The organism is Aerococcus urinae, assembly GCF_001543175.1.
Classification (GTDB): domain Bacteria; phylum Bacillota; class Bacilli; order Lactobacillales; family Aerococcaceae; genus Aerococcus; species Aerococcus urinae.
Genome location: NZ_CP014161.1, coordinates 22,054 through 39,499 on the forward strand (window position 1 = coordinate 22,054; position 17,446 = coordinate 39,499).

General features: G+C 45.8%; 13 protein-coding genes and 1 riboswitch. Of the genes, 9 read left to right on the forward strand and 4 right to left on the reverse strand.

Going from position 1 to position 17,446, the window contains the following annotated elements:
• Positions 1-29 precede the first annotated feature (29 nt).
• Complete coding sequence (locus AWM73_RS00145; protein WP_060777512.1) at positions 30-611, reverse strand: hypothetical protein; 582 nt, start codon at positions 609-611, stop codon at positions 30-32.
• A gap of 286 nt (positions 612-897) precedes the next feature.
• Here AWM73_RS00145 and nadC point away from each other — a divergent pair, with 286 nt between their 5' ends.
• From nadC to adhE, 5 genes are all read left to right on the forward strand, one after another.
• On the forward strand, positions 898-1,773 hold the full coding sequence (nadC, locus tag AWM73_RS00150) for a carboxylating nicotinate-nucleotide diphosphorylase (RefSeq protein WP_060777513.1): 876 nt from the start codon (positions 898-900) through the stop codon (positions 1,771-1,773).
• Positions 1,774-2,088: 315 nt separating this feature from the next.
• Entirely contained in the window at positions 2,089-2,787 is a 699-nt protein-coding gene (gene apf, locus AWM73_RS00155) for an aggregation-promoting factor (protein ID WP_060777514.1), read from the forward strand.
• 391 nt (positions 2,788-3,178) lie between these two features.
• A riboswitch (TPP riboswitch) is annotated at positions 3,179-3,277 on the forward strand.
• 157 nt (positions 3,278-3,434) lie between these two features.
• The gene (locus AWM73_RS00160; protein ID WP_060777515.1) at positions 3,435-4,274 is read left to right on the forward strand and encodes a hydroxyethylthiazole kinase; all 840 of its coding nucleotides are present in this window, start codon (positions 3,435-3,437) and stop codon (positions 4,272-4,274) included.
• A complete protein-coding gene (gene thiD / locus AWM73_RS09175) occupies positions 4,261-5,709 on the forward strand; it encodes a bifunctional hydroxymethylpyrimidine kinase/phosphomethylpyrimidine kinase (RefSeq protein ID WP_060777516.1) in 1,449 nt (482 codons plus the stop codon). The genes AWM73_RS00160 and thiD overlap by 14 nt, the downstream gene beginning before the upstream one ends.
• 398 nt (positions 5,710-6,107) lie before the next feature.
• Positions 6,108-8,753: a bifunctional acetaldehyde-CoA/alcohol dehydrogenase gene (gene adhE / locus AWM73_RS00170; RefSeq protein WP_060777517.1), complete on the forward strand. Its 2,646-nt coding sequence runs from the start codon at positions 6,108-6,110 to the stop codon at positions 8,751-8,753.
• 73 nt (positions 8,754-8,826) lie between these two features.
• On the opposite strand, the gene pgeF is transcribed toward adhE, so the two are convergent.
• Positions 8,827-9,600, reverse strand: coding sequence for a peptidoglycan editing factor PgeF (gene pgeF / locus AWM73_RS00175; RefSeq protein ID WP_060777518.1), 774 nt, complete (start codon positions 9,598-9,600; stop codon positions 8,827-8,829).
• A gap of 176 nt (positions 9,601-9,776) precedes the next feature.
• Between pgeF and AWM73_RS00180 the strand changes: the two genes are divergently transcribed.
• Positions 9,777-12,704, forward strand: coding sequence for an insulinase family protein (locus AWM73_RS00180; protein WP_060777519.1), 2,928 nt, complete (start codon positions 9,777-9,779; stop codon positions 12,702-12,704).
• Between the two features lie 226 nt (positions 12,705-12,930).
• Here the strand turns inward: AWM73_RS00180 and AWM73_RS00185 are convergent, their stop codons facing one another.
• Positions 12,931-13,116, reverse strand: coding sequence for a hypothetical protein (locus AWM73_RS00185; protein WP_060777520.1), 186 nt, complete (start codon positions 13,114-13,116; stop codon positions 12,931-12,933).
• A gap of 168 nt (positions 13,117-13,284) precedes the next feature.
• On the opposite strand from AWM73_RS00185, the gene AWM73_RS00190 reads away from it, so the two are divergent.
• From AWM73_RS00190 to AWM73_RS00200, 3 genes are all read left to right on the forward strand, one after another.
• The gene (locus AWM73_RS00190; RefSeq protein ID WP_060779033.1) at positions 13,285-13,794 is read left to right on the forward strand and encodes a dCTP deaminase/dUTPase family protein; all 510 of its coding nucleotides are present in this window, start codon (positions 13,285-13,287) and stop codon (positions 13,792-13,794) included.
• A gap of 29 nt (positions 13,795-13,823) precedes the next feature.
• Positions 13,824-15,212: a DNA repair protein RadA gene (gene radA, locus AWM73_RS00195; protein ID WP_060777521.1), complete on the forward strand. Its 1,389-nt coding sequence runs from the start codon at positions 13,824-13,826 to the stop codon at positions 15,210-15,212.
• Between the two features lie 86 nt (positions 15,213-15,298).
• Entirely contained in the window at positions 15,299-16,471 is a 1,173-nt protein-coding gene (locus AWM73_RS00200) for a PIN/TRAM domain-containing protein (protein ID WP_060777522.1), read from the forward strand.
• 110 nt (positions 16,472-16,581) lie between these two features.
• Here the strand turns inward: AWM73_RS00200 and AWM73_RS00205 are convergent, their stop codons facing one another.
• Positions 16,582-17,397 (reverse strand): Cof-type HAD-IIB family hydrolase, encoded by an 816-nt coding sequence (locus tag AWM73_RS00205; protein WP_060777523.1) that lies wholly within the window; start codon positions 17,395-17,397, stop codon positions 16,582-16,584.
• Positions 17,398-17,446: the final 49 nt, after the last annotated feature.

Genomic DNA, 17,446 nt, shown 5'->3' on the forward strand with positions numbered 1-17,446 from the left:
AGGAAAGAGCTAAGGGAGTTTTTTCTACTTTATTTAATTGGAAAACGGGGGAACTTATAAGGCAGGTGCTTGTTGAGGTACTTGAGGAAGAGGTAACCCAATTCAAAGTCCATCATCCCATGGAAGAGGGAAGAGATGCCGAAGAGAATGAAGAGGGAAGCCCAGTAACCGTATTGACCATCCAAACTGGTTAATCCTGCCGTCACAAAGCAATGGATAACGATCATTTCCCCGAGCCCGTGTAAGCTATTAATTCCGGCGTTAAAGAGGGTTCTTTTCCAAGGGTTCAAGACAAATTGGTTGGACCGTTGGAGAGTATAGGCCCCTACTAAGGTGAATAAGAGGTGGGAAACCGCCCGGAAGACCACTGGTAAGGGGAAGCCTGCTATCAAGAAACCAAATGAGGTGGCTAAGGCCACAAAAGCGGCTGAGGCTGGTGAAATAAAGAGTGCCATATCAATGGCAATGTGTGAGCCCAGGGTCCAGGAAAAGGGACCAAAAGCGATTTTAATGGGGCTAATCATAGGGATAATGATACCGATGGCTGTTAATAGGGCTACGGTAGTCATTTTACCCGTATTTTTTTTGCTAACCGAAATACTTTCTTTCATTGTAATCCTCCTTGAAGAATGAGTCCTAATATAATCGATATAAAACCAAATAATGATAAAAATTTAAAAATTATCATAAGCTTAGCCCTTATTTTTGTCAAGTCTGTCTAAAACGATCACTTTCCGTATAAGACTAGGGGTTTTTGCTGCCTTGGCTTATGGTATGATAGGTAAAAACAGTATCAGCTTTTTTGGGCTTTTTAGGCTCAGGAAAGTCAGCCTTCTTTGGCTAGTGAAAGTGGCTAGTCAGAGAATCAGGATAGAAAGAATGAGGAGGCGGTTAGTGATGGCTAATCCAAAACAAGTGTCTAATTTTAGAAATCTGAACCAAGATATTATTGATGAATTAATTACCCTAGCCTTTAAGGAAGATATTCCTTATGAGGACCTGTCGACCAATGCCATTTATCAAGGGCAAGCGGCCCAGGTGGAGCTCTTGGCTAAGGAAGCGGGAGTGATTTGTGGTTTGGATCTCTTCCAGCGGGTTTTCTTCCATTTGGATCCTGAGGTTCAATTTGAGAGCTGGGTTCGAGATGGTGACCGGGTGGCGAACCAAGAGACTCTGATGGTGATCAAGGCCTCCGTCAATACCCTCTTAAGTGGCGAACGGATTGCCCTCAACTTCCTTCAGAGAATGAGTGGGATTGCTACGGCTACCCGTCGTTTTGTAGATGCCTTGGAAGGCAGTGGCATTAAGCTATTGGATACCCGTAAAACTACCCCAGCCTACCGTCCCTTGGAAAAATATGCAGTCCGGGTAGGGGGCGGTTATAACCACCGTTACTCACTCTCTGATCAAATTATGCTCAAGGATAACCATGTTGCTGCAGCCGGTGGGGTCAAAGCAGCCATCCAAGCGGCTAAGGCCTATGCTCCTTTTGTGAAGAAGATTGAAATTGAAGTCGAGGATTTGGACATGGTCAGAGCGGCAGTGGAAGCGGGAGCCGATATTATTATGCTCGATAATATGGACCATGACACCATGGAGGAAGCCATTGCAATCATTAACGGTCAAGCGATTATAGAAGCTTCAGGAAACTTTACCTGGGATAATGTCACAGATTATAAGGACCTAGCCATTGACTATATCTCTAGTGGGGCCATTACCCATTCGGCTGGAATCTTAGATTTGTCCCTCAAACATCTGAAAGTTAGCGAATAGGACTGGACCTCCTGAGGCAGAAATCCTTGATGTCTAAAACCAATAAATAAAGCTTGGTCTTGACTTTTGTTACAGCAAGGTTACAAGGCGACAGAAATGTTTCAGAAAATCCTTTTAAAATGTCAAAGTAATTAAAGGGCCTTAACAAGTCAGAAAATCCCTTTTCTTCGTCTGGAAGCCATGATAGTATATTTCATGTCGACGAGGGAAAGACCTCGTTGAGAGATAAAAATGAATCTGAATGATTAAGATGCTTAATCATATTAAATAGAAAAAAGAATGAACTTTGCACATAAGAAAGGATTTTTATTACACATGAATATGAAGAAAGTTTTAGTAGGTACCTCAATCGCTTTATCAGCCTTAGTAAGTTTTGCTGCTGGGGAAACGACTGAAGCACACGCAGCTGAATGGCAAGCACGTTCAGTTGAAGAAATCAAAGCTGACTTCCAAAAATTAGATGACAACGAAAAAGTTTATGTCATTAAATCTGGTGACACCTTAAACGCTATTGCTCAAGCAGCAGACGTGAACACCAAAGAACTAGCTGAAATCAACAACATCGAAAATGCTAACTTAATCTTCCCAGGAACTAAATTAACCTTCAAATCTGACCAATCAGGTAAGGTTAATGAAGTTGAAGTAGAAAAACAAGGTCAAGCAGCTCAAGTTTACACCGTCGATGAAACTGCTGGTCAAACCTACCAAGCACCTGCAACTGTTCAAGCTGCACCAGCTGCTGCTCCAGCACCTGCACCTGCACCAGCTCCAGCACAAAGCGCTTACACTGGTTCTTCTTCATCCGCTAAAGAAATCATTGCTCAACGTGAATCTGGTGGTTCATACTCAGCAACTAACGGCCAATACATCGGACGTTACCAATTAAGCGCTTCTTACTTAAATGGTGACTACTCCCCAGCTAACCAAGAACGTGTGGCTGACCAATACGTAGCCGGTCGTTACGGTTCATGGGACAACGCTCTAGCATTCTGGAACGCTAACGGTTGGTACTAAGATAGAAAAAGAGTGTGACAATCGCGTCAAAGAGCAAGACCGCTGGAAGAAAAAGGCGTTTAAATTCTCAAAGAGAATTTAGCGCCTTTTTCTGAAGCGGACGCTTGCTCTGCGCTTGGAACACGTTTCAAAAGAGTGTGACAAAAGTCAAAGGAGCCCTGAACCACTGGAACAAACTATGGAAGATAGGCGAAAGCCTATCGCACATAGTTCGTGAAGTGGACGTCAGGGCTGACTTTTGGAACACGTTTCAAAAGAGTGTGAGACTTTTGTCCCAGACTCCTCAATCAACTCCGGCTCCCTGGGCTGGAGTTTTTTATTTATCTTAGCTTTTAAAGGGGGCCTAAGTGGTCAGCCTTGAATAGGTAAGCGGTTTCTGCTATAGTTAGAAAGTACTCACAAGAGGTGCTTTTGCTGAGATAGGTGGAAACCTGGACTCTTTGAACCTGAGAAAGTTAAAACTTGCGTAGGGATGTGAGAATTCAAATATCGTTGTACGGTATAGCCAAGCTTTGGTAAAGCCTAACGATAAGAAGTCCTGCAAAGTACAATCAGTGGAGTATACTTTGCAGGACTTTTTTTCTGTCTAGAAATAAAAGACCTGCAGGTAAAATATGCAGTCTGAACAGAATAAGAGAGATGAGTAAATGCCTAAAAAAACAACCATTCCCTTTGCCAAATATAGTCAGCAGATCAAGGCCAAGGCCCCGCTGGTCCAAGTCTTGAATAATTATGTCACCATCCATGATGTAGCCAATGTGATCCTAGCCAGTGGCGGGCGTCCCGTAATGACCGATAACCTACCTAATAGTCAGGATGTGGTCAAGACGGCTGACCTCTTGCTCATAAATGCCGCTAGCCCTAGGCCTAACCAGGAATTATTAGACCTCGCTGCCACAGCGAAAAATGATCAGCATCCCGTGGTCTTAGACCCAGTGGGAGTTGCAGCTATGCCGTCTAAATTAAAGCTCTGCCAAGATCTGATTGACCAAGGTCTAGTGACTGCGGTAAAGGGGAATGCTTCGGAAATTCGTAGCCTCCTCTTTGAAAGAAGCCAAGGATCAGGGGTCGACTTGGGGCCTGGAGACGAGGTGACCTTGGCTAACCTGGCTGATTTTGCCCCGGCCTTTAAAGCTTATGCCCTAGAAAAAGGGATTATCCTAGCCATGTCAGGCCCGATTGACTTAGTAACTGATGGCGAACGGCTGGCAGTCATTGAAAATGGTCACCCCTGGATGGCTTCTTATACGGGATCAGGTTGCCAGTTAAGCGGCGTCTTAGCCAGCTTTTTAGCTGGTAATCCGGGAGAAGATCTTTTTTACCTGACGACGGCGGCCATGGTTAGCTATGGGGTGGCGGGAGAAATCGCTGCCCAAGTGCTCCAGCCTTATGAGGGCAATGCTACTTATTCCAACCGAGTCATTGACCAGGTCTTCTTATTAGAGGCCAAAGAATTAGAAAGGAGAGCCAAGTATGCCATTCAATAAAAATGATTTATTGGTCTATGCTATTACCCCCGACCGCTTTGACCATGATGAATTAATCCGGCAAGTCAAGGAGGTCTTAACGGGCGGGGCCACGATCTTACAATTACGTCTGAAGGACCATCCCTTTAAAGACCAGGAGGAAAAGCTGGATCTGACCAAAACAATCAAAGCGCTCTGCCAAGATGCAGGTGTCCCCTTTATTATTGATGATGACTATGAGCTGGCCTTGGCGGTGGATGCTGATGGCCTCCACGTCGGAGCAGATGACCTGCCAGTCGACCAGGCTAGACAACTGCTAGGTCCTGATAAGATCATCGGGGCTTCGGCTAAGAGTTTGGAGGCCGCCCTAAAAGCCCAAGCAGCTGGTGCAGACTATTTGGGAGTTGGCGCCCTCTATCCGACCCAGTCTAAGGCCAATGCCCAAGGAACTAGTCTGACTACCCTGAGAGCGATTGCCCAAGGGGTCAATATTCCTATCGTAGGCATTGGCGGGATTAATTTAGATAATATGGCTAATTTACGTGACCAGGGTCTGGCTGGGGTGGCTCTGATTTCCGCCTTATTTAAGGCGGAAGCCCCCTACCAAGCGACTCAAGCCATCCGTAAAGCTGCTGAAAAGCTTTTTAAGCTCCAAGCCGTCCTCACCATTGCCGGCTCAGATTCCAGTGGGGGAGCGGGTATTCAAGCGGACCTCAAGACCATGCAGGCCAATGGAGTCTTTGGCATGAGTGCTATTACTTCAGTGACCGCCCAAAATACTAGGGGTGTGACCGGGGTCTATGACCTCAGTCCAGAGGCCTTGGCTAGCCAACTCCAAGCGGTCTTTGAGGATATTCCCCCGGCTGCTGTCAAGATTGGCATGGTTTCCCAGGTGGACTTAGTGGAAGAAATTGCTAAGGCCCTCAAAAACTACCAAGCTAAAAACATTGTGGTAGACCCCGTTATGGTAGCCACTAGTGGATCGAACTTGATCCAAGACCAAGCAGTTCAAGTCTTAGCAGACCAGGTATTTCCCCTAGCCAGCTTAATTACGCCCAATATTCCTGAAAGCCAGGTCTTAGCGGGACAAGAAATCCATTCGGCAAAGGATATGGAAGCGGCCGCTAAAAAAATTAGCCAGACCTACCAAGTCGCGGTCCTCTGTAAGGGTGGGCACCGGGTTAATGATGCTAACGATGTCCTGGTGACTCCTGTTGGCGAAGTCCACTGGTTCCAAGGCGACCGGGTCGATAACCCCAATACCCATGGCACCGGCTGTACGCTATCCAGTGCCATTGCCAGCAACCTAGCCAAGGGTGATGACTTAGTCACTGCCATCGCCCGGGCCAAAACTTATCTCAGCCTAGCTCTTAAAGATCAATTAGATCTAGGTCAGGGGAGTGGGCCCTTGAACCATGGCTTTGGCCTCTTGACTTATTACCCTAGTGACCATTAATTTGCTTTAGCTTCCCTTAGCCAATAGTTTTTAGTCTTTAAACCCTTCCAGGCTAGAACCACTAAGGGAAGAGTATCTGTACACCGATAAGGGTCATGATAGCTTGTCATGGCCTTTTTTTTATATTTAGAAAAGGGTCTATCTGTTTTTAAAAAAGGATATCTTTATCTAACATTGTGAAAATAAACACATATTTTCTCTTTTTAATTAAAATATAAAAATATTCTTTTAAATCTTGTAAGCGATTACAAGGTTAAGTTACTAATGTTTCAGTAATTGTAAGCGGTTGTGGGTAAAAAGAAAAACAAAAAATAACTTGCTTTTTAATTGTGAATAATTTAACATAATAGCCATAAAGATGAAAGTCATTAAAAATAAACGAAAGGTTAGGAAGAACAATGGCTAAAGGAAAAGAACAAAAAGTAGATATTCCACAATTTATCGATGAGACAGTGGCTAAGGCTAAACAGGCCTTAGAAGATTTTATGGCCTTAGACCAAGAGCAAATCGACCATATTGTTACTAAGGCATCGATTGCAGCTCTAGACCAACATGGGGTTTTAGCTAAACATGCCGTTGAAGATACTGGACGTGGTGTCTTTGAAGATAAGGCCACCAAGAATTTATTTGCTTGTGAACATGTGACCAACCACATGCGTCACTTGAAAACAGTAGGCATTATCGACCGTGATGAAGCCAAGGGATTAACCTATATTGCTGAACCTGTCGGGGTAATTTGTGGGATTGTTCCTACTACCAACCCAACATCGACAGCAATCTTTAAGTCCTTGATTTCCTTGAAGACCCGTAACCCGATTGTCTTCTCCTTCCACCCCCAAGCCCTGGAATCTTCTATCCATGCGGCCAAAGTAGTGCGTGACGCGGCCATTGCGGCAGGGGCACCTGAAAACTGTATCCAATGGATCGATCCAAAACATGCGTCGATGGAAGCCACCAATTTACTGATGAACCACCCTGATGTCGCTACTATTTTAGCCACTGGGGGATCTGCCATGGTTAAGGCTGCTTATTCTTGTGGGAAACCTGCTTTGGGTGTGGGACCAGGGAATGTGCCTGCTTATGTTGAAAAAACGGCCAACCTCAAGCAAGCTGTGAATGATATTGTCATGAGTAAGGCCTTCGATAATGGGATGGTCTGTGCTTCAGAACAAGCTGCCATTGTTGACCAAGAAATTTACCCTGCCTTCATTAAAGAAATGAAGTCCTACCATGTTTACTTTGTCAACCAAAAGGAAAAAGCCCTCTTAGAAGAATTCTGCTTTGGAGCTAAAGCCAATAGTGAGGCGGTTGACCAAGCCAAACTCAATGCCGATATTGTCGGGAAATCAGCGGTTTGGATTGCTAAAGAAGCTGGCTTTGAAGTGCCAGAAGAAACTGTCATCCTAGCAGCAGAAGTTCCTGAAGTGGGTCCTGCCCAACCGCTAACCCGGGAAAAATTATCTCCAGTCCTTGCCATCTTAAAGGCTGAAACAACCGAAGATGGGATGGCTAAGGCCGAAGCTATGGTGGAATTCAACGGTTTAGGCCACTCCGCCGCCATCCATACCAATAACCGCGACTTAGAAATCGAATACGCCAAACGGGTGAAAGTGGCCCGGGTCATTGTCAATGCGCCTTCAACCTTTGGAGGGATTGGGGATGTTTATAACTACTTTATTCCTTCCTTAACCCTAGGCTGTGGGTCTTATGGACATAACTCCGTAGCTGGTAACGTGGGACCTTTAGATTTGATTAATATTAAACGAGTAGGGGAGCGGCAAAATAACATGCAATGGTTTAAAGTCCCTCGGGTTTACTTCGAAAAGAATTCCATTAAATACTTACAAGAATTAGACCATGTGGAACGGGTATCGATTATTTCTGATAAAGGCATTGCCAAACTCGGCTTTGTCCAAAAAGTCATTGATCAACTCCAACAACGGCAAAATAAGGTGGTCTATGATGTCTTCGATAACATTGAACCGGACCCAGATATTTCTACAGTTCAAGCGGGTGCTGATGCCATTCGCGCCTTCCAACCGGACACCATTATTGCTATTGGTGGGGGATCAGTTATGGACTCCGCTAAGATCATGTGGCTCTTCTATGAACGTCCTGACGTTGACTTCCGCGACCTGGTTCAAAAATTTATGGACATTAGAAAACGGGCCTTCCGTTTCCCAGCCCTCGGTGAAAAAGCCCAATTAGTGGCCATTCCAACCACCTCAGGGACCGGTTCCGAAGTGACACCTTTTGCGGTCATTTCAGATAAGAAGAACAATAAGAAGTACCCTCTTGCTGACTACGCCCTCTTACCTAAGGTGGCTATTGTGGATTCCAGCTTTGTCGAAAAGGTGCCAAGTCGGGTGACTGCCGCTACCGGGATGGATGTCTTAACCCACGCTATTGAGGCTTATGTATCTATCTTTGCCTCAGACTATACCGATGGACTCTCTCTTCAAGTTATTAAGATTGTCTTTGACTACTTAGAAAAATCAGTCAAAGACTTTGACCCGCTAGCTAGAGAGAAGATGCATAATGCAGCTACCATGGCGGGGATGGCTTTCGGAAATGCCTTCTTGGGAATTGTTCACTCTATGTCCCACAAGATCGGTGGGGTCTTCCATACCGTTCACGGGGAAAACAACGCTATCCTACTCCCTTATGTGATCCGCTACAACGGGGAAAAACCAGGCAAGCTTTCTACCTGGCCAAAATACAACTACTACAAGGCGGGCGAACGTTACCAAGACATTGCCCGTATGCTAGGCTTAAAGGCTAATACTGTCGATGAAGCGGTTGCTTCCCTGGCTCAAGCCTGCTATGAACTCGGTGAAAAAGTCGGTCTGCCAATGAGCTACCAAGCCCAAGGCCTTGACAAGAAAGAATGGGAAAAGGCCTTAGAACAACTCGCTTACGATGCTTATGAAGACCAATGTACCCCATTAAACCCTCGTCTGCCATTAGTTCCTGATATGATGGCTATGATGCGGGCGGCTTACCAAGGTTATGGTAAGGCTCCAGAACCCATTAAGAATAAGTAAGAAATTCCTCTTGTATAGATAGAAAAAAAGTGAGCCCCAGCAGCTCACTTTTTTCGTCTCTTATCATATTCTATTAATTCAAACGGTGCTTTTGCCAGATGAAGCCCATGTGGCGGCCCTTAGTTTGGTTTTGGCGGTAGGAGAAGCCTTGGGGACTGGTATAGGTATCCATGGGGTCGACTTGGATATTTTCGGGACGGATACCTAGACTGTGACATTGATTTCTGACCACGGCTTGGTTATCAATGTGCCACTTACCGGTAGTCTCTTGGTAGGAGATATTTCCCTCTGAGCCCTTTAAGTCCTTGAATTGGAGATAAACATCCTCATCGACTTCAAAGTGTTTTTGGGATAGGGATGGACCAATTTGGACCTGGATAGTTTCCGCTTGGACTTCAGGATGGTCGGCAAAGATTTGCTCAAAGGTCACTTGGGTAATGTTTTGGACCGTGCCCCGCCAACCGGAATGGATGACGCCGATCAGGGGAGTCTTTTGGTCGTAGAAGAGAATAGGGACGCAGTCAGCCGTGAAAATTCCTAACATCAGGTCATCATCAAAGCTGTAGAGGGCGTCGGTTTGGGGGATGGCTGTGTCATTGCTTAGGGCACCCTTGCCTCCGTCAGCTAGGCTAACTTCTACTGCCCGTTTGGAATGACTTTGATGGGCTTGGACAAAGTGGTCGGGCCTCGCATAGGTCGCTTGGAAAAAAGCCCGGCGGTTAGCTAAGACCGCATCCAAGTCCTGATAGGAATGGATCCCCATATTGCCCGCTTCAGGCAGGTCGGGGTCTCTTAGGGTGATCCCCATTTGTAAGTGGGGGTCATTGTGATAGTAGTGAATAGACATCAGGAACACTTCCTTCTATATAATAATGGCAAAGTATCTTGCTTATTATAAGCGGATTTTTCCCCACCCGCAATCCTTAGGCTTTGTTCATCCCACAATTGATCTGATTTCCTGGATAGTGACCCTAGGAAAAATTTGTTATACTAGGGAAAGATTCTTTAAGAGGAGTGCTTGTTGTGAATAAGGAAAACCATGGTTTTGTTGAAAGTGAAAAAATCGTTTCAAAAGAGCAAGGAGCGGTCATCCACCAATTTCGCCATTCGGCTTCAGGGGGCCAAGTGATTTGGATTGAAAACGATGACCCTCACCGGGCCTTTGGAATCGGCTTTTTAACCCCGGCCAAGGATTCTACCGGGGTGGCCCATATTGTTGAACATACGGTCCTGTCTGGCTCGCGGAAGTATCCCGTCAAAGACCCCTTCATGTACATGCTCAAAAGCTCCATGAATACTTTTTTAAATGCCATGACTTATAAGGACATGACCCTCTTTCCGATTTCGTCCATGAATGAGACCGACTTTGAAAACTTAATGTCGATTTATTTGGATGCGGTCTTTTTCCCGCGGATGTATGAAGAAGAAAATATCTTCCGCCAAGAAGGCTACCATAAGGAGCTCCATCATCCGGAAGATCCCATCACTATTACCGGGGTGGTCTACAATGAAATGCGGGGTGTTTATTCCGATCCGGATGCGGAGGTCTGCCAGCAAATTGATGCCAACTTCCATCCTAAGACGAGTGTGGCTTATGAATCGGGCGGTTATCCCTATGATATTCCTAAACTCTCCTACCAAGATTTTCTTGCCTTCCATAAGAAACACTACCGGCCTGATAACGCCTTAGTCGTTGTTTACGGAGATGTTGATATATATCGGGTTCTTGGCCAGATTGATGGGGAGTATTTCGCTCATTTCCAAGCCGGCGATGATCCGATCCAATTAGACTTAGCTGACCTTCCCGAAGGCGACCAGCGGATGACCCTTTATTTTGATGCTGATGGGAAGCAGGAGGAAGAAGGGCTGGCTTACCTGTCCTATAATATTCCTTTTTCAAAAAATCAGACGGTTGAAGATGGCTTTTTATACGGGATTATCATGAACGCCCTAGCCAACGGCGAGTCCAGCCCCCTCCACAAGGCTCTAGTCGAAGGTGGCTACTGCCAAGATGTGTCGGTCTATAGTTCAGGAACCTATTACAATGACTTTTCCCTGGTCTTAGAAAAGGTCAATCCTGACCAGGTCGATACCATTATTGAAGTGATTGAAAGGACCTTAAAGAAAATTGCCGACCAGGGCTTAGACCGCGACTTGGTCAAGGCCTGCCTCAACCAAACCGAGCTCCAGCTCCGGGAAAAGGGCGGATCTTCACGGGGAGTCAAGACCTTTATCCAATTAATGTCGGCTTGGCGCTATCTAGACCGCCCGCTTGAAGTCTTGTCCTATGAAAAGATCCTCAGTCACTTGGGCCAAGTTCTCTCATTCGCTCAACTTGAAGACTTAATCCGAGACCGTCTCGTTAACTTCAGTTCGCGCTTAGTCATTGTCCACCTTCCTAAGCAGGGTTACCACCAGGCCAAAGATCAATACTTGGCCCAAAGTCTGGCCCAAGAAAAGGCCCAGGCTAGTGATAGTGAGATCGAGGCTTTGATTCAAGAGAATAAAGATTTGAAGGCTTACCAAGAAGCTCCCGATAGTCCAGAAGCCCAAGCCAGTCTACCACAACTGACCCTGGCTGATATTGAAGCAGAAATTACCGATGCCAGTGAAGAAGAGATCAATCACCCGACCTTAGCTAAGCTGCTCTACCATCCCCAAGTAGCTAGCCAAGGGATTGCCTACTTTAATTTCAGTTTTTCGGCCAACCATTTAAACAGTGACCAGCTCTTTTTATTAAAGACCTGGACCATTCTATTAGGGGCCTTGGGAACGGCTTCCTATACTTATGAAGAGATCGAAGTCAAATTAATCCAGTTAACTGCTGGTTTAACCACCCGGCCAAAAATTTATCTGGATAGCCAAGAGCCAGGTCAGTTTAACTTGCAGGTCCAAGCCAGTTTTGCGGCCATGGCGGATAAGAGTCAAGCTGCCCTGGACTTAGTCAAAGAGATCTTAACCAGCACCCGCTTTGATGACCACAAGCGGATTAAGAATATCCTTGACCGGGTCAAATACCAAATGGAGCAGCAATTTGACCAAGCGGGCCATCAATTAGCCATGGGGCTACTCAAAGCCCAATATTCATCGGCTCAAGCGACTAGTCAAGCCCTGGGCGGCCTAGATTACTATGACCAATTAGCTGACTTCTTAGCCGACTTTGACCAAGCTCTCCCAGGCCTCCTTGAAGACTTAGCCCATTTCCAAGAGCAAGTGCTCTTCTCAAATACGGCAACAATAGCGGTGACGGCGAGTCCAAATGACAAAGACCGCTTGATCGGCCAAGTCCAAGCCTTTTTAGCCGACTTGCCGCAAAGCGACCAAGCCGGACTAGACCATATGAAAAATCCCGCTCCCTTACATGAGGCGGGTAATATTGGCCTGATGTCCAATAGTAATGTCCAATATGTGGTCCAAGGCGGCCCCTTAACCGACTTGAAGGCTAGCCAAAGAGGTCAGCTCCCAGTCTTTACCAATATTATGAGTAATGAAATCCTCCATGAAAAGATCCGGGCCCAAGCAGGAGCTTATGGGGCGGGGCTGTCCATGAGTCCTGCTGGTGGGGTCTTAGCTTATTCCTACCGCGACCCCCATTTGAAACAAAGTCTAGCAGTCTACCAAAATATGGACCAATCCTTTAAAGACTTAGACTTAAATCCAGACTTTGTCGAACAGCGGATTATTGGTTCCCTGACCCATTACCAGTATCCACTGACCCCTAAAGAAGTCAATGCCCTTAAACTAAAACGCTACTTCTGTAAGCAAAGTAAGGCTGACTTAGAGCGGGAATTTTCTGACCTCATCCATACCCGGCAAGAAGACTTACTGGTGCTCAATGACACCGTCAGTCAAGTAATGGATGACGCCAAGATTGTGGTTTATGGTAACCGGGAGAAATTACAGGCCAATCAAGAGCTCTTTGACCAATTAAGAGAATTAAAACGTGACTAGTCTCTGGTTAATAGAGAGGATTATTCCCAAGTGAGCTTAGGTTGAAATAACTTAGGCTCGCTTTTTGTCTTTTATTATTTATCCTTCGCGCTCGAGCCGGTGCTGCTTTAGCCGTTGGAACTTTAGTGACTTACGGATAAAGTACAAAACGGCTTTAGCCGTTATTGACCCTTTATACTTAACGATCTAATTCAAAATCAGAACGAATGCCCATCAATGATATTTTTTAACCTAGTCCCAGGTATTGACCGAAAGAAGCGGCAATAATAGCCAGACCGATAAAGACCCAAAAGGAAATTTTTAAATAATAATCTAGCTTTTCCTTACCGGGAACCCGGGTCTTGAAGAGACGGTAGAGAGCAATAGCGAAGGCAATCAAGCCAAAAATGAAGGCAACAGTATAACGATTCATAATAAACTCCTTTATTAGTGGTTTTAGTCGTTGTATTTCTTAATCATTGTAAGGGAAAATTTTTCCTAGGCAAAGAAGGATAAAATTTGTTTAAGGCTTTGGCTTTTGTTTTGGGAAGTGGTCCTTCCATTATATAATGAATAAAAGAAGCGGAGCGTGAAGAAAGTCATGGCAAAAAGAGGATTTGAAATTGTCAGTTCCTACCAAGATCAAGGGATACATCTGCCCCAAAGGCAAACCACTTCAGCGGCTGGTTATGACATTGAAGCCGCTGAACGGGTGGTTCTACCCTCCTTTTGGTCGGCTGCGGTCAAAGCAGCTAGTGGCCAAGACCAAGGCGACCTGACTAAGATTACCCAACCCACCCTGGTTCCCACCGGACTCAAGGCCTATATGCCTAGTGATGAGTACCTGCAAATTATTTCCCGGTCCAGTAACCCTTGGAAACGTAACCTCACCCTACCTAATGGGGTGGGGATTATTGATAGTGACTACTATAATAATGCCAATAATGAAGGCCATATCTATGTCCAACTGCTCAACTTTGGTTTGGAAGATGTGGTAATTGAGAAGGGTGAGCGAATTGCCCAGGGAATTTTTACCCCCTATCTGAAAACTGACCAAGATAATGGAGGTCTGAAAGAGCGTAGCGGTGGTTTTGGCAGTTCCGGCCAGTAAGTAAATTGAGTAGAAAGTGAAGGGATCCAATGGCTAAAAAGAAGCGAAAAACCGTCTATACTTGCCAGGCCTGTGGTTATGAATCGCCCCAGTGGTATGGGAAATGTCCCCAGTGTGGAGCGTGGAATACCCTGGAAGAGGAAGTGATTGCGGGTAAGCCCATCCGCCAAGCTGGGACAGAGGTCAATCAGAAAAAAGCCAAGCCTGAACGCCTCAAGGAAGTCAGCCAGGCGGAAGAAAAACGGGTAAAGACTGGCCTAGGCGAATTTAACCGAGTCCTCGGTGGCGGGGTAGTCCCTGGCTCCTTGGTCCTGATTGGTGGTGATCCTGGTATTGGGAAGTCGACCCTGCTCCTCCAGGTGGCTAAGCAATTAAGTGATAATGGTAGTCGGGGCCTCTATGTTTCTGGGGAAGAAAGTTTGCATCAAATCAAGATGCGGGCTGACCGCTTAGGCTACCACGATGCGGATTTCTTTGTTTATGCCGAAACCGACCTCTTAGCCATTGAAGCGGCTATTTCTGATACCCAGGCGGATTTTGTGGTGATTGACTCCATCCAAACCATGGTCCATCCCAATAATGAATCTTTAGCCGGTAGTGTCAGCCAGGTCAGAGAAGCGACCGGAGAACTCATGCATATCGCCAAAAGTTCTGGAATCGCCATCTTTGTAGTCGGCCATGTGACCAAGGAAGGTAATATTGCCGGACCGCGGATTCTCGAACATATGGTGGACACGGTTTTATACTTGGAAGGGGAGAAGCACAACACTTTCCGGATCCTAAGAGCGGTCAAAAACCGTTTTGGGTCGACCAATGAAATCGGCGTTTTTGACATGAAAAGTCAGGGCCTAGAAGAGGTCACCAACCCTAGCCAGCTCTTTTTAGAAGAACGGCTCATGGGAGCCAATGGGTCGGCAGTGGTTGCATCGATGGAAGGCACCCGGCCCATCCTAACCGAAATCCAAGCCCTCTTGTCGGCCACGGCCTTTGGTAATGCCCGTCGTACGGCCAGTGGTTTGGACTATTCCCGGGTGACCCTCATTATGGCGGTCTTAGAGAAGCGGGCCCATCTCATGCTGCAGAACCAAGATGCCTACCTCAAGTCAACCGGTGGGGTTAAACTGGATGAACCAGCTATTGATCTGGCTATTGCTGTGGCGGTGGCTTCCAGTTACTGGGAGAAGGAGACCCAGGCCAGCGATTGCTTTGTGGGGGAGATTGGCTTGACAGGTGAAATTCGTCGGATTTCCCGGATTAATGAACGGATCCAAGAGGCGGAAAAATTAGGCTTTAAACGAATTTTTATCCCTTATGGTAACCTGCAAGGGCTAGCGATTGATAGTCAAGACATTGAAATTATTGGTGCCAAGACCCTGACCCAAGTTCTTAAAGAAGTCTTTCCCCCTCAAGGGAGATAGGGAGTATAATAAACTAACACTTAAAAGATATATTGTGTATAATGTAATAGAAAATAAAATAACGGTTAGTGAAAGGAGGTGACAAGATGAAACGATTAGATGTATGGGCCAAGATTATTGATTTTCTGTGGTTATTAGTGGGAGCAGGTTTTGGTTACTATCTCCTCCCCATCTTATGGCGGTGGACCAATTTGTCTCACACCTTTGTTAATCAAGCGTGGATTAATATCATCATTGGAGCACTTATTTTTCTAATTCTTATTAAATTATTAGAACCACTTGAAAAGAAACTGGTCAGACGTTTAGAGAAGGAGATTCGCGATCTACCGATCAGCAATATCCTCATCGCCCTCTTAGGGATTGTTATGGGGCTGATTCTGGCTTGGTTGATTAATATTCCTTTGATTGCCTTGGATATTTACTTTATCAGTAATGTCTTGCCGGTCGTTCTGACCATTCTCTTTGCATTTTTAGGGTATTTTGTCCTCTGGGTGAAGAGTGATGAAATCCTGGCCTTCTTCCGTAATATTCGTATTAGTAATTTACGAGACCGTGTCCAAGACAAGGAGACTGCTAGTGACGAAGAGGAGGCTGAAAGTGAGCCTAGCCCAGCCAAGTCCGACAAGGAGTCGGGGCAAGAGAGCGCAGCTTGGGAAAACTTCAAGCCCTATAAGATATTGGATACCAGTGTCATTATTGATGGTCGGATTCTGGATGTCTTAAAGACGGGGATTATCGAAGGGACGATTTTAGTGCCCAACTTTGTCCTCAAGGAACTCCAATACATTGCCGATTCCTCCGATGCCTCTAAGCGGGTCCGGGGACGGCGGGGGTTAGATATTTTAAATGCGATCCAAGCCCTAGACGACTTACCGGTTGAATTTTATGCGGGCGACTTTGAAGAAGAGGAAGAAGTGGATTTGAAGTTGCTGCTACTGGCTAAGGAAGTCAATGGGGTGGTCGTGACCAACGACTATAATCTCAATAAGGTCAGCCATTTCCATCAAATTAAGGTTCTTAATTTGAACGAGTTAGCCAATGCCATGAAGACCGTGGTGATTCCTGGTGACCGCATGCAAGTTCATATCATTAAAAAAGGGACCGAACGCCAACAAGGTGTCGGTTACTTGGATGATGGGACCATGATTGTGGTGGAAGAAGGACGTCTGCATATGGATGAAGAAGTTGAAGTCGAAGTGACTAGTGCCATTCAAACCAATGCGGGTAAGATGATTTTTGCCAAATTAGCCGAAGATTAAAAGAAAAAATGCCCAAATTTATTCTGTAAGACCGGGTCTAGCCAAACAGTTGGATGAATCCTTCACTGATTGCTGACTCTTCGAGAATAAGCTGGGCATTTTTCTTATGTTTAAGCTTGTTTAGCTTGGAGGACTTGATCCATGACTTGAATAACGCCATGGTCATTGTTAGAGGGGGCCAGGTATTTGGCAACCGCCTTAATATCGTCATGGGCGTTGGCAACGGCATAGCTGTATTGGGCAACTTCCAGCATGGGGATATCGTTATAATTATCACCGATAGCTAGCATTTCTTGGGGAGAAATTCCTTCTGCCTGGCCTAAGTGGCTAATACCTTGGCCCTTGTCAACGCCAAGAGCCGTGATGTCAATCCAGTCCAAGCCCGATACGGCAACGGAGAAGTCATCCCCAAATTTGGGGGCGTAGGCTTGGTCATGCTGGGCCTTACTATTGTTATGAGGTAGGTAAATGGTGAATTTATTGGCTGGAAGGTCTTGCTGGGTCAAGTCATCCACATAATTGAGCTGGTAGTAGTAATAGCGCAAGGCTTGATCATAAAGCTTGGCTTCCTTAGCGACATAGGCCCCGTCTAAGCCACATAGGACCCCAACATTATCGGGAATGGATTGGGCAAAGCGGACCATGGCTTGGTAGTCCTTGGGGTCAATTAATTCTTGGTAAAGGGCTTGACCTTGGTAGCTGACATAACCGCCGTTATCGGAGATAAAAGCGATTTGGTCTTCTAAGTGGGGGAACATGGCTTTTAAGGTATAGTTGGGTCGGCCGCTAGCAATAGCGACCAAGACATCGACTTGGCTAAGCTCTTTTACCAGGCTTTCGAAGCGATCGGGAAGTTCGCCACTATCGGTAATCAGGGTCTTATCCATATCGATAGCAATGAGGCGGACATTTTCTAAGTTGGGCATGTAAAAATCTCCTCTTCTTTATTCGATTGATTTAGTTTTACTCTATCAT

Coding starts and splice junctions, on each gene's coding strand:
- AWM73_RS00145 (WP_060777512.1), bottom strand. CDS start 611: ATGAAAGAAAGTATTTCGGTTAGCAAAAAAAATACGGGTAAAATGACT.
- nadC (WP_060777513.1), top strand. CDS start 898: ATGGCTAATCCAAAACAAGTGTCTAATTTTAGAAATCTGAACCAAGAT.
- apf (WP_060777514.1), top strand. CDS start 2,089: ATGAATATGAAGAAAGTTTTAGTAGGTACCTCAATCGCTTTATCAGCC.
- AWM73_RS00160 (WP_060777515.1), top strand. CDS start 3,435: ATGCCTAAAAAAACAACCATTCCCTTTGCCAAATATAGTCAGCAGATC.
- thiD (WP_060777516.1), top strand. CDS start 4,261: ATGCCATTCAATAAAAATGATTTATTGGTCTATGCTATTACCCCCGAC.
- adhE (WP_060777517.1), top strand. CDS start 6,108: ATGGCTAAAGGAAAAGAACAAAAAGTAGATATTCCACAATTTATCGAT.
- pgeF (WP_060777518.1), bottom strand. CDS start 9,600: ATGTCTATTCACTACTATCACAATGACCCCCACTTACAAATGGGGATC.
- AWM73_RS00185 (WP_060777520.1), bottom strand. CDS start 13,116: ATGAATCGTTATACTGTTGCCTTCATTTTTGGCTTGATTGCCTTCGCT.
- AWM73_RS00190 (WP_060779033.1), top strand. CDS start 13,285: ATGGCAAAAAGAGGATTTGAAATTGTCAGTTCCTACCAAGATCAAGGG.
- radA (WP_060777521.1), top strand. CDS start 13,824: ATGGCTAAAAAGAAGCGAAAAACCGTCTATACTTGCCAGGCCTGTGGT.
- AWM73_RS00200 (WP_060777522.1), top strand. CDS start 15,299: ATGAAACGATTAGATGTATGGGCCAAGATTATTGATTTTCTGTGGTTA.
- AWM73_RS00205 (WP_060777523.1), bottom strand. CDS start 17,397: ATGCCCAACTTAGAAAATGTCCGCCTCATTGCTATCGATATGGATAAG.